Source organism: Arthrobacter sp. 05N33_2, from assembly GCF_056397425.1.
Genome location: NZ_JBFTNJ010000010.1, coordinates 14,023 through 25,908 on the forward strand (window position 1 = coordinate 14,023; position 11,886 = coordinate 25,908).

General features: G+C 68.0%; 10 protein-coding genes and 1 riboswitch. Of the genes, 4 read left to right on the forward strand and 6 right to left on the reverse strand.

Annotated features, from left to right (window positions below):
- Positions 1–29: 29 nt before the first annotated feature.
- The 5 genes from AC1DHX_RS07625 to AC1DHX_RS07645 all read right to left on the reverse strand — a co-directional run bounded on the left by AC1DHX_RS07625 (position 30) and on the right by AC1DHX_RS07645 (position 6,658).
- The gene (locus tag AC1DHX_RS07625) at positions 30–1,487 is read right to left on the reverse strand and encodes a sensor histidine kinase (RefSeq protein ID WP_476860141.1); all 1,458 of its coding nucleotides are present in this window, start codon (positions 1,485–1,487) and stop codon (positions 30–32) included.
- A 2-nt stretch (positions 1,488–1,489) separates the two neighbouring features.
- The gene (locus tag AC1DHX_RS07630; RefSeq protein ID WP_018775770.1) at positions 1,490–2,200 is read right to left on the reverse strand and encodes a response regulator transcription factor; all 711 of its coding nucleotides are present in this window, start codon (positions 2,198–2,200) and stop codon (positions 1,490–1,492) included.
- A gap of 78 nt (positions 2,201–2,278) precedes the next feature.
- Positions 2,279–3,925: a DNA repair helicase XPB gene (locus AC1DHX_RS07635; protein WP_476858019.1), complete on the reverse strand. Its 1,647-nt coding sequence runs from the start codon at positions 3,923–3,925 to the stop codon at positions 2,279–2,281.
- Positions 3,922–6,414: a helicase-associated domain-containing protein gene (locus AC1DHX_RS07640; protein WP_476860142.1), complete on the reverse strand. Its 2,493-nt coding sequence runs from the start codon at positions 6,412–6,414 to the stop codon at positions 3,922–3,924. The genes AC1DHX_RS07635 and AC1DHX_RS07640 overlap by 4 nt, the downstream gene beginning before the upstream one ends.
- A gap of 10 nt (positions 6,415–6,424) precedes the next feature.
- On the reverse strand, positions 6,425–6,658 hold the full coding sequence (locus AC1DHX_RS07645) for a hypothetical protein (RefSeq protein ID WP_476860143.1): 234 nt from the start codon (positions 6,656–6,658) through the stop codon (positions 6,425–6,427).
- A 177-nt stretch (positions 6,659–6,835) separates the two neighbouring features.
- Here AC1DHX_RS07645 and AC1DHX_RS07650 point away from each other — a divergent pair, with 177 nt between their 5' ends.
- From AC1DHX_RS07650 to AC1DHX_RS07660, 3 genes are read left to right on the forward strand one after another with little or no spacing between them, the layout of a single operon-like run.
- Positions 6,836–7,219 (forward strand): cold-shock protein, encoded by a 384-nt coding sequence (locus tag AC1DHX_RS07650; RefSeq protein ID WP_120955117.1) that lies wholly within the window; start codon positions 6,836–6,838, stop codon positions 7,217–7,219.
- Positions 7,220–7,227: 8 nt separating this feature from the next.
- Complete coding sequence (locus AC1DHX_RS07655; protein WP_476860144.1) at positions 7,228–7,908, forward strand: DUF3027 domain-containing protein; 681 nt, start codon at positions 7,228–7,230, stop codon at positions 7,906–7,908.
- A 44-nt stretch (positions 7,909–7,952) separates the two neighbouring features.
- On the forward strand, positions 7,953–9,272 hold the full coding sequence (locus tag AC1DHX_RS07660; protein ID WP_476858022.1) for an MFS transporter: 1,320 nt from the start codon (positions 7,953–7,955) through the stop codon (positions 9,270–9,272).
- Between the two features lie 61 nt (positions 9,273–9,333).
- Here AC1DHX_RS07660 and serC read toward each other — a convergent pair whose 3' ends face one another.
- The gene (gene serC, locus AC1DHX_RS07665; RefSeq protein ID WP_476860145.1) at positions 9,334–10,464 is read right to left on the reverse strand and encodes a phosphoserine transaminase; all 1,131 of its coding nucleotides are present in this window, start codon (positions 10,462–10,464) and stop codon (positions 9,334–9,336) included.
- Between the two features lie 359 nt (positions 10,465–10,823).
- Here serC and AC1DHX_RS07670 point away from each other — a divergent pair, with 359 nt between their 5' ends.
- Positions 10,824–11,519 carry an iron-dependent transcriptional repressor DtxR gene (locus tag AC1DHX_RS07670; RefSeq protein WP_079555358.1) on the forward strand — a complete coding sequence of 232 codons (696 nt, stop codon included), beginning with the start codon at positions 10,824–10,826 and terminating at the stop codon, positions 11,517–11,519.
- A 150-nt stretch (positions 11,520–11,669) separates the two neighbouring features.
- Positions 11,670–11,883: riboswitch (cyclic di-AMP (ydaO/yuaA leader) on the forward strand.
- Positions 11,884–11,886 lie beyond the last annotated feature (3 nt).

Genomic DNA, 11,886 nt, shown 5'->3' on the forward strand with positions numbered 1-11,886 from the left:
GCGTGCCGGCCGGACACCGCCGTCGGCCCCTATGTGGATAAGTCCGCTGTGGACCGTTCCGTGGCCTCTTCGTCCAGGAGCGGGATGCTGACCACCAGCGTGGCACCGCCGCCGTCGGTCTTCCCGACCCGCACGGACCCGGAATGCGAGCCGACGATGGCGGCCACGATCGCCAGGCCAAGTCCGCTGCCGCCGGTCTCCCTGGTCCGGGAGGTGTCGGCCCGGTAGAAGCGCTCAAAAATACGGGCCGCCTCCTCATCCGGAACCCCCGGTCCGTGGTCCCGGACCTCGATCACGGACTGCCGTGTTCCGTCCGGTGCGGTCCGGACCCCGACGCCAATTTCGACTGGGGTGCCCTCCGGCGTGTAGCGCAGGGCATTGCCGACCAGGTTGCTGACCACTTGGCGCAGTTTGGCTTCGTCGCCCAGCACCGGGGCGGCGGCCGGGGCCGCGCCGTCAATCCCGGTGAGGGTGATGGTGCGGCTGCGGTCGCTCGCCTGGGTGTCCACCACGGCGTCGTTGGCCAGCAGCAGCAGGTCCGCGGGCTTCTGCTGCAACGGCCGCTGTTCGTCGATCCTGGCCAGCAGCAGCAGGTCTTCGACCATGGCTCCCATGCGTTTGGCTTCGCTTTCGATCCGCCCCATCGCCGTGGCCACGTCTTCCGGGGTGGACAACGCCCCGTGCCGGTACAGCTCGGAGAACCCGCGGATGGTCACCAGCGGGGTTCTCAGTTCGTGCGAGGCGTCGGCGGCGAAGCGCCGCATCCGCGCCTCGGACGCCATCCTGGCGGCGAAGGCCGTCTCAATGTGCGCGAGCATGGCATTGAGCGAGCTCCCAAGCCGGCCCACCTCCGTGCCCGGGTTCTCCACCTCCACACGCTGGGACAAGTCTCCCGCGGCGATCGCGGCGGCCGTCTTCTCCACCCGGGCCAGCGGCCGGAAGGACCGCGTGACGGTCCATGTGGCGATGAAGAACGCCAGGACGAGCGTGAGCAGCCCGACTCCGACCACCACCAGGGCGGCGTGTTCCATGACGGAATCGACCGGGTTCAGGGGGAGGCCGATGACGACGACGGCGCCGCGGTTGTTGTTGTCCACGACGTTGACCGCCACGACCCTCCAGTTGCCGCCATCGGATCCGCGCACCTGGAACGGGACCTGATGGCTCTCCCGGGCCTCGACCGCGGAAAAGGTGGTGATGGCCGGGTGGGAGTCCTTGTCCCCGCCGAAGACCCAGGGCTTCACGCCCGGGCTGAAGAGCATCAGCGAGTAGTCGGTGGGGACGTTGGACGCGGTTTCCTGCAGTTGGGTGAAGGACTGCTGCGATTCGACGGCAGCCCGAAGTTTGTCGTCCACCTGGCCTTGCAGGAAGCTGTGGAGCAGCGTCAGCGTGCCCGCGCCCGTGGCGGTGAGGGCCACGAGCATGAGCGCCATCATGATGGCGACGAGCTGAGAGCGCAGCGACGCCGATTTCCAGCGGTGCAGCAAGGTCAGCGCTTCTCCGCGGTCCGCAGGACGTAGCCGACGCCGCGCTTGGTCTGGATCAGCGCGGGCGCGTCGGGGTCGATATCCACTTTGCGGCGCAGGTAGGAGATATAGGACTCCACGATCGAGGCGTCGCCGTTGAAGTCGTACTCCCATACATGGTCGAGGATCTGGGCCTTGGACAGGACCCGGTTCGGATTGAGCATGAGGTAGCGCAGGAGCTTGAATTCCGTGGGCGAGAGCTCGATCACGGTCCCGCCGCGGCGGACCTCGTGGGCGTCGTCGTCGAGCTGGAGGTCATCGACCCGGATCACGGCGTCGTCGTCGACCTGGGGTTGCGTGCGCCGGAGTACGGCGCGGATGCGGGCCACCACCTCGTCGAGGCTGAACGGTTTGGTGACGTAATCGTCCCCGCCCACGGTCAAGCCGGTGACTTTGTCCTCGGTGTCGTCCTTGGCCGTGAGGAACAGGACCGGGAAGTGCTTGCCGGCGGCGCGCAGGCGGCGGGTAACGGTGAAGCCGTCCATGTCCGGCAGCATGACGTCCAGCACCGCCAGATCGGGGGAGTGCAACTCAGCAGCAGCCAGCGCCTCGCGTCCGCTGCCGGCCGAGACGACTTCAAAACCAGCGAAGCGCAGGGACGTGGAGAGCAGCTCGCGGATGTTCGGTTCGTCATCGACGACGAGGAGCTTGGCTTCGGGACCGTTCTTCTTCATGTTCCCATGATGCTCCCAGACTCTGGGAGTTTTCTGAATGGAGGTTGTGTGTTGCATGGCCGCATCCCCGGCCCCCGCCTAGCCCGCGGTGCCGACGTCCTTGGCGTCCATGATCCGGTAGGCGTACCCCTGCTCGGCGAGGAACCGCTGCCGCTTCGCGGCGAAATCCTGGTCCAGGGTGTCCCTGGCCACGAGCGAATAGAACCGGGCGGAGCGGCCGTCCTTCTTCGGGCGCAGCAGCCGGCCCAGGCGCTGGGCCTCCTCCTGGCGGGACCCGAATGAACCGGAGACCTGGATCGCGACCGACGCCTCGGGCAGGTCGATGGAGAAATTGGCGACCTTGGACACCACCAGGGTCTGCACCTCGCCGGCGCGGAACGCGTCGAACAGCCGCTGGCGCTCCTTCACCGACGTGTCGCCCTTGATCACCGGCGCGCCCAGGCGCTCGCCGATCTCGTCGAGCTGGTCGATGTACTGCCCGATCACCAGGAGCTGTTCCCCGGCGTGTTCGGCGACGAGTTCTTCGACTACCCGGGTCTTCGTCTCGGAGGTTGCACACAGCCGGTATTTGTCGGCGTCCTCGGCCATGGCATAGGCCACCCGTTCGTCGCGGGGCAGGTCCACCCGGACTTCCACGCAATCGGCCGGGGCGATGTAGCCCTGGGCCTCGATGTCCTTCCACGGCGCGTCGTAGCGTTTCGGCCCGATCAGGCTGAAGACCTCGCCCTCCCGGCCGTCCTCCCGCACCAACGTGGCGGTCAGCCCGAGCCGCCGGCGGGCCTGCAGGTCCGCCGTCATCCGGAAGATCGGCGCGGGCAGCAGGTGGACCTCGTCGTAGATGATCAGGCCCCAGTCGTTGCCGTCCACGAGCTCCAGGTGCGGGTACAGCCCGCCGCGCTTCGTGGTCAGGACCTGGTAGGTGGCGATCGTGACCGGCCGGACTTCCTTAACGGAGCCGGAGTACTCGCCGATCTCCTCCTCGGTCAGCGACGTGCGTTTGAGGAGCTCGTCCTTCCACTGCCGCGCGGCGACGGTGTTGGTCACCAGGATCAGTGTGGTGGTGGAGCTGGTGGCCATGGCGGCCGCGCCGACCAGCGTCTTGCCGGCGCCGCAGGGAAGGACGACGACGCCGCTGCCGCCGGCCCAGAAGTTCTCCGCGGCCAGTTGCTGGTAGGGCCGCAGCTTCCAGCCCGATTCGTTGAGCATGATGGGGTGCGGGGTGCCGTCCACGTAGCCGGCCAGGTCCTCGGCCGGCCAGCCAAGCTTGAGCAGCAGCTGCTTGAGCTGGCCGCGCTGGGAGGAATGCACCACCACCGTCTCGCCGTCGATCCGTGGCCCGAGCAGCGGGGCGATCTTCTTGGCGCGGCTGATTTCCTCGAGCACCGGGTAGTCGGAGGTGCGCATGACCAGGCCGTGCTGCGGGTCCTTCTCCAGCCGGAGCCGGCCGTACCGGGACATGGTCTCTTCGACGTCGATCAGCAGGGAATGGGGCACGGGGAATCGGGAGTACGTGAGCAGGGTGTCCAGCACTTTTTCGGCGTCCAGCCCGGCCGCCCGGGCGTTCCAGAGCCCCAGCGGCGTCAGCCGGTAGCTGTGCACATGCTCCGGGGCCCGTTCCAGCTCGGCGAACGCCGCGATGGCGTGACGGGCCTCCGTTGCGAGTTCGTGGTCGACCTCCAGCAGGATGGTCTTGTCACTCTGGACGATCAGGGGCCCGTCATTCACTGGAACAATTCCTCTGTAGCTTCTACGTCGATAATGCGGTGGATGGACAGGACCCGCTCGATTTCCTTGTCCGGATCGAACACCCGCACCCGCCCGCCATTCACTGCTACCGGAACAACCGTCTCGCGGGTGGCATTCCCCATGCTGTCCACGACATTCATGATGACCCGCTGCCTGAGGCGGATCGCCTTCAGCAGGGTCTCGAGGCCCAGCTGGGTCGCTTCCTCGCTGCCCGGTGCCGCCGGCGGGTGGGCGCCGGAGCCCGGCGCCCGGGACCCGTTGGCGCGCAGCACGGCCAGCTGGGCCTCGATGTCGGCCTCCGGCGGAGCGGTCCGAGGGGCGGTGTAGACCGGCCGGCCGCTGCCGGGCGCAGGGGTGCTGCGGCGCAGCCGGACGATGGCGGAGGCAGCTTCCTCCAGGACCGGGGCGAGCCCCAAACCCCGGAGGGCCTGGGCGGTTTCCCGGGGCGCGGCGTGGGAGACGACCACGGTGGGCGCGATGCGCACCAGCCCGAGGCCAGCCACGGCCGGGGCGTTGAGCAGTTCCAGCAGGGCAGCCTCGTCCTCGCTTTGGATAAAACTGGCCGCGGCCCCCACCCGGAGCCGGGAATGGCGCGCGGCGGTGTCTTCGATGAGGTACTGGAGGGGCTGCGGGATGGCGGTGGCCGAATGCTGGCGCAGGAAGTCCAGCATCGCCGCGGCGTCCTGGCCGGTGTCGAGGGCCCGGCGCACGGAGGAGACGGAGAACCGGTAAATGGTGGCCGGTCCCTGCCCTTCGGCCGTGGCCATGGTCAGGAGCCGTTCGCTCAGTTCGGGGTCGAGGTAGCCCGGCGCCACCGCCGTCAGGTCCGCCTGCAGCAACACGTGCTGCAGGGCCGCCGGCAGGTGTTCGCCCAGGATCCCCAGGGCGTCGTCCGGCTGCTCGGCGGCGATCGCGGCGCCCAGCTGGCTCAGCGCCCCGGAGCCGATCAGGCCAAGCATCTCGGCCTCCGCGAGGATGCCGCGGATCAGCGAGCTGAAGCGCCTGGCCATCCGGGGCTGCGTCCACTCGGCACGCTCCAGCACGGCGGCGGCATCGAGGACGGGGGCCTGCCCGTTGGGCGCCACGGCCTCAAGGGTGAGTTCGTGCAGGATTTCCAGGACCCTTTTCCGGACCACCGGGGCGTCCGGCCGCTGCGCCTCGGCGGAGAGCGCATTGATGGTGGTCCCGGCCGGGCCCCGGTGCCCGGCCGGGCCCGGGGCGGCAGCATTCACCGGCTGGCCCACGAGGGACGGTGCGCGCTCGCTGGCCAGCCAGGCGTTGACCAGCCACAGCCACTGCTCCTGCCGCGGCAGCGACAGCCACTCCAGCTGCGGCGGCTGCACCCACGCAGAACTGTCGACGTCCAGCCGCAGCAGACCGGCCATTCCGCAGAGCTCCGCGAGGACGCCGGCCTCGTGCACGTCCATCCGCAGGGAATCCGCCAGCCGCTTCATCTCCCGGACCCCGACGCCCCCGCTTCGCAGCGTCGCCAGCGGCTGTTCGCGCACGGTGTAGAGCACTTCGCCGACGAGCCGCAGCGTCTCGGCGATGGCGCCCAACGCGGCGTTTCGGCGCAGCCCCGCGCTCGTGTTGCCCAGCCGGGGGACAGGCGGCGTGAGCGAAAAGTTCTCGATGACAAACCCGCCGCGCAGCGACACTCCGACGCTGTGCGGCAGTTCGACGTGCGCGGCGTCCAGCGGTACCAGCAGCCCGCGCGCCAGCAGCCAGTCCACGGGGCCGACGTCGGCGCCTTCGTGGAGCACGGACGCCCGGCGCTGCGCCTGCGGGACGGCGCCCATGGCCCAGTTCCCGAACCGGGCCAGAAGGGCGGCGGTCCGGTCCGGTGCGGTGGCCAGGATTTGCTGGAGCGATTCCGGTGTTGCCGTCCAGTGCTGCAGGGACAGGGCGGCTTCCATCGGCGTCGTGGCGGGAGAGATGGACGCCCCGGCGCGGTGAAGTTCCCCCACCAGCTGCACCACGCGCTGCGCGAAAGCAGGCTGGAGCCGCACCAGTTCGGTGTAGCTGCGCCCCAGCCCCGCAGGGTAGATGCCAATCACGTCCTTGAGGCTGCCGACCGGAAGGTAGTGGCGCTGCTTGGCGGCGGCGGGGGTCGCGCCGTGCGGCGGATCTGCGCGGTGGACGAGGGCCAGTTCCTGCAGGGAATGGAGGAGCCGGTCGACGGCGGCAACCGAGGAGCCGTTGATCAGTTTCTTCAGCATCGCCGCCGACGCGCTGTGCCCGGTATCGGCGTTGGTGCACAGGTGCAGGGTTTCCAGGACCTGCATCTGCGGGCGGTTGAGCCGTTCGAGTGCCCGCTGGACGCTGACGCGTCCGCTGGCGCGGGCGGCGAGGGCGGCGAAGTCCGGGACGCCGGGAGAAATCAGGTCCGGCCGCGCGGAGAACAAGGCCCGCAACGATTCGTCGCTTCGTGCCTGAAGTTCCTTGCTGAGCGCGCGGATGAGGGACATCGCTCCAACGTTACCTTTCGTCGGGCCCGCGCGGGCGGCGCCGGGCTGCCACCGCGTCTACAACGAGGGCCAGCATGAGCAGGAATGCCACCGGGAGGCCGTAGAGGGCCGTCGAGGTAATCCAGGCGGGCGCCACGGCATTGTTGAAGGCCATCGCCATGACAGCGCCGACGGCAACGAGGGACAGCACAGCAAGGGTGGCCGCTACGATCATCAAAGGCCGCCGGTAACGCGTCAGTGTCATGGGGGCAACGCTAACAGTCCGGCATCGCCCGCGCCTCAAGCCGTTAAAGTGAACCAGGCAGGATAACCTTGGAGATACAGACCAACACGGTCCGGGCAGTCATACCCTGAACCCGCGTATCCATGCGGATGCGGTGACCGCCGGCCGTGTCCCCGCAGAACGAAGAAGGTTGATTACGTGCCTACCGGCAAGGTCAAGTGGTATGACAAGGAAAAAGGCTTCGGATTCCTCGCGGGCGAGGACGGCCAGGAAGTCTTCCTGCCCAAGTCCGCGCTGCCCGAAGGCATCACGGAGCTCAAGGCCGGCACGCGTGTTGAATTTGGTGTAGCCGACGGACGCAAGGGTGCCCAGGCCCTGGGCCTGCGCGTGCTGGACAAGACGCCGTCCATCGCCAAGGCAAAGCGGCCCAGCGCCAAGGACCTTGCCCCGCTGGTCCAGGACCTCGTCAGCGTGCTGGATAACCTGTCCGGGACCCTGTCCGCGGGCAAGTACCCGGAAGGCAACAAGGGCAAGGCGATCGCAGCGGCCCTCCGTAAGGTTGCCGACGAGCTGGACGTATAAGGCTTTTGATGACTCAGGAACCTGATCAGTTGCCGGCGCCGGATGCCGGAACCGCAGCGCCCGCCGGGGCCAAAGCAACCGGCTCCAAGCAGGGAATCCGCCCGCGCGCCGGCGTGCCCGTCTGGCGCACCGGCAAGCCTGACGCCTTCCTGGCCGCCGCCGTCGACGTCGCCCGCACCGCGGTGGAGGGCATTGCCCCCGCCGAGCAGATCGGCGAGCACATCGGTGCCCGGAGCGAGGGCGACCGCCTGGTGACCCACCTGTTCGAATCCAGGCTCCCCGGATACCTGGGCTGGCAGTGGTACGCCGTGCTGACACGCAACTCGCGCTCCAAGGTGGTCACGGTGGACGAACTTGGGCTCCTGCCCTCCGAGGACTCCATCCTGGCACCGGCCTGGGTTCCGTGGGCCGAACGGGTCCGCCCGGAAGACGCGCAGGCTGACGAGGCTGCCGAGGCGCCGTCCGGTTCCGAAGCGCCGTCACAGGCGTCCGATGCCGACCAGCAGGATGACGCCGACGCTGACACCGACGACGACGCTGACACCGACGACGACACCGACACCGACCACGACGCCGCTGACACCGACCCCGACGTCGACACCGACACCGACCACGACGCCGCTGACACCGACCCCGACGTCGACACCGACGACGCCGAGCGGGAACGCTCAACGGGCGAGGCCGACTAGCGGTTGGAAGCGTCCGGGAGCGTGTCTGGGGAGGGCTGGGGCTGATGTCCACGTTCAAATCCCTGCACATCCTGAACTACCGGATCTGGTTCGTCGGCGCCCTCATTTCCAACGTTGGCACCTGGATGCAGCGCACCGCCCAGGACTGGCTGGTGTTCGCTCACCTGACGGCGCACGATGCCGGGGCGGTGGGAATCACAATGGCCCTGCAGCTGGGCCCGCAACTCTTCCTGGCACCCGTGGCCGGACTGGTCGCCGACCGGTTCAACCGCAAGCGGCTCCTGGTGCTGACGCAGTCCGCCATGGCGCTGCTGAGCGCGGGGCTGGGCATCCTGGTGGTCACGGGCGCGGCGCAGCTCTGGCACGTCTACGCCTTTGCCCTGATGCTCGGGGTGGTCTCAGCCCTGGACGCCCCCGTCCGGCAGACCTTCGTCTCGGAACTCGTCCAGGACGACTACCTGCCCAACGCCGTGGCCCTAAACAGCGCGTCTTTCAATGTTGCCCGGATGATCGGTCCGGCCGTCGCCGGCGTGCTCACGGCCGTCGTCGGGCCCGGCTGGGTCTTCCTCATTAATACGCTCACCTTTGTGCCCCTGTTGCTGAGCCTGGCGAAAATCCCGTCGTCGTCGCTGCGCCGGCTGCCGCGGGCACCGGCGGGCAAGGGCAGGATCCGGGAGGGGCTGCGCTATGTGAGGTACCGTCCGGATTTGGTCGTGGTGCTGGTGGCGATCTTCATCGTGGGAACCCTGGGGCTGAATTTCGCCCTGTTCATCGCGGCCATGGTGGGGACCGAATTCGGCCTGGACGCGGGGGCGTTCGGCCTGATGAATTCGATCATGGCCATCGGATCCGTCGCCGGGGCCCTGCTGTCCGCCGGGCGCGGCAAGCCACGGCTGCGGGTCATCTTCGGGGCGGCCGCCGCCTTCGGCGTGACCTCGGGCATCGCAGCGATGGCCCCGAACTACTTCTGGTACGGCGTCGCACTTGTGCCCGTGGGGCTGTTCGCGATCACCATGATGACGAGCGCCAACGGGTACGTCCAGACCACGACAGAGCCCGTAATGCGGGGCCGGGTGATGGCCCTCTACATGGCGATCTTCATGGGCGGAACCCCCCTTGGTGCGCCGCTCGTCGGCTGGGTGGCAAACACCGCCGGCCCCCGCTGGTCCATGGCGGTCGCGGCGGGCGCCGGCTTGCTGGCGGCCCTGATCGGGCTGGTGTGGATCATCCGCGCGAAGCACCTGCGGCTCCACTTCAACCGCCGCGCCCACGGGATGCGGTACTTCCGCGTCGAAAGCCGGACCGGGGCGGCCGGTGCCGGCAGGGACGCGCTGCCGGAGGCTCAGCAGGGCGGACGGACCTGAAACGACGATGGCGCCGTCACGGCTTAGGTTCTCAGGGGCCGTGACGACGCCGGACGCGGGGCTACTTCTTCAGTTCCGCCACGACGAAATCGATGCACTCGAGCAGTGCCGAGACATCGTCGGGCTCGATCGCCACGAAGGTGGCGATGCGCAGCTGGTTGCGGCCCAGCTTGCGGTACGGCTCGGTGTCGACGACGCCGTTGGCGCGGAGCACCTTGGCGATGGCCGCGGCGTCGATCGAGTCATCGAAGTCGATCGTGGCGATCACGTTCGAGCGGTCCTCGGCCTTGGCCACGAACGGCGTGGCGTATTCGGACGCTTCGGCCCAGCGGTAGATGCGGCCGGCAGAATCCGCGGTCCGGCCGGCGGCGAAGTCCAGGCCGCCGTTGGCGTTGAGCCACTGCACCTGGGCGTCCAGGGTCACCAGGGTGGCCAGTGCGGGGGTGTTGTAGGTCTGGTTCAGCCGGGAATTGTCGATCGCCGTCTGGAGGTCAAGGAAGTCGGGAATCCAGCGGTTGCCGGCCTTGATCCGTGCCGCCCGTTCCAGCGCGGCCGGGGAGAACAGGCCCAGCCACAGGCCGCCGTCGGACGCGAAGTTCTTCTGCGGTGCGAAGTAGTACACGTCCGACTCCGCCACGTCCACGTCCAGCCCGCCCGCGGCCGAGGTCGCGTCCACGAGCACCAGCGACCCCTCGTCGGCGCCGGCCACCCGCTGGACGGGGGCGGCTACGCCGGTTGAGGTCTCGTTCTGCGGCCACGCATAGACGTCGACGCCGGCCTCCGCCCGGGCGGTGGGGCGGGTGCCGGGTTCGGCCTTGATGATGGAGGACTCGGCAAGGAACGGCGCCTTGTTGGTGGCGGAGGCGAACTTCGAGCCGAACTCGCCGAAGGACAGGTGCTGCGCTTTGTTCTCCACGAGCCCGAAGCCGGCAATGTCCCAGAACGCGGTAGATCCGCCGACGCCCAGCACGACTTCATAGCCTTCCGGTGCCCGGAAGAATTCGCTGAGGCCGCTGCGCACCGAGCCGACCAGGTTCTTCACGGGTGCCTGGCGGTGCGAGGTCCCCAGCAGCTTCGACGATGCCGCGGTCAGGGCGTCCATCTGTTCCGGCCGGACTTTGGACGGGCCGGCGCCGAACCGTCCGTCCCTGGGCAGGAGGTTGGCGGGGATCGTGATGCTGGTGTCGCTCACAGTGGCTCCAATTTTCGGCTGGTTCGTAGCGTGGCTGGGAGGTGGCGGGCAGGGATGGCTACCACGGACACCCCTTTTCATTCTGCCTGTTTCATTCTGCCTGTTTTATTTTGCCTGACAGCTCCCGGCGATACGGAAAAAGGCCTGTCATAGTCCGGTCATTGAGACGCCGGGGACGGCCGGCCGGCTGGGGCTGGGACAATAGCTCCAGGTCGATCGAAAGATTATCCGGAGTAATTCAAAATAGGCTAGGCTGGCATGCGAACGTACGGCGGTTCCCGCCTGGGCGCATCCTGCATGCAGCCCGCACGCGGTACGGTGGGAATGACGCTAGGACTGCGCTCGAGGAGCTGAGCTGAATGACGGATCTGATCGATACCACGGAGATGTATCTTCGGACCATTCTGGAACTTGAAGAAGAAAACATCGTTGCCCTCCGCGCCCGCATCGCCGAACGGCTCCGCCACTCCGGCCCCACCGTGTCCCAGACCATCGGCCGGATGGAGCGCGACGGGCTGGTGGTTGTTTCCGGCGACCGGCACCTTGAGCTGACGGAAACCGGACGGAAACGTGCAATCGGTGTCATGCGCAAGCACCGTCTGGCCGAACGCCTCCTCGCGGACGTGATCGGGCTCGACTGGGCCTACGTCCACGAGGAAGCGTGCCGCTGGGAACATGTCATGAGCGAACGCGTCGAGCGAAGAATCTTCGAGATGCTCAACCACCCGACAGTCTCGCCCTACGGAAACCCTATTCCGGGGCTTGCGGATCTTGGCGGCGTTCCCAATGGCGCCCCCGTGGACAGGCCTGTGAACCTGCTGGAGGCCATGGCCGGCTACGGGGTAACTTCCCGGGTTACGGTCAACCGACTCGCGGAGCCGATCCAGGTGGAGCCGGAGCTTCTGGCCCAGCTCGACGAGGGCGGAATCAGGCCTGGCGCGCTTGTCTCGCTGGAGCGGGTGGGGGAGTACATCTCGGTCCGCGTCCCCGATATCGAAGGTGCCCTGGAACTGCCGCCCGAGGTTGCCGCGCACGTCTTTGTAACAGTCGCCTGACCAGCCACTACGCGCCGGTCATGGGACGACCCATGAGTTGTCCACAATTGCGGTTACGGATTTATTACCGGGCGGCTTAATCGCCTATAGTTAGTGCCCAGTACCGATACCAAAGCGTTACCTGATCCGAAGCCGAGCCCTGCCAGCGGATCAGTCGCAGAACTACCTCCTGGCAGGGGCGGGGGAACCACTTTCGGCTGCTACTTCGGCAGCCTTGGGGTGAAGTCCGTCAGCGGCAAGCAGCTTCCACCGAAGGATCCCCTGGGATGCATCTGCGCGTGGCTGCTTGCAACGGCGGACCGGGTCTTTGATCTCTCTGACCCGAATCCGACAGCTAACTTCGCAGGCCATCCAGAGAGGAACCGTT

What these genes read in the sequence shown, in the direction of transcription:
- AC1DHX_RS07630 (WP_018775770.1), bottom strand. Translation starts at nt 2,200, where the DNA reads ATGAAGAAGAACGGTCCCGAAGCCAAGCTCCTCGTCGTCGATGACGAA.
- AC1DHX_RS07640 (WP_476860142.1), bottom strand. Translation starts at nt 6,414, where the DNA reads ATGTCCCTCATCCGCGCGCTCAGCAAGGAACTTCAGGCACGAAGCGAC.
- AC1DHX_RS07645 (WP_476860143.1), bottom strand. Translation starts at nt 6,658, where the DNA reads ATGACACTGACGCGTTACCGGCGGCCTTTGATGATCGTAGCGGCCACC.
- AC1DHX_RS07655 (WP_476860144.1), top strand. Translation starts at nt 7,228, where the DNA reads ATGACTCAGGAACCTGATCAGTTGCCGGCGCCGGATGCCGGAACCGCA.
- AC1DHX_RS07660 (WP_476858022.1), top strand. Translation starts at nt 7,953, where the DNA reads ATGTCCACGTTCAAATCCCTGCACATCCTGAACTACCGGATCTGGTTC.
- AC1DHX_RS07670 (WP_079555358.1), top strand. Translation starts at nt 10,824, where the DNA reads ATGACGGATCTGATCGATACCACGGAGATGTATCTTCGGACCATTCTG.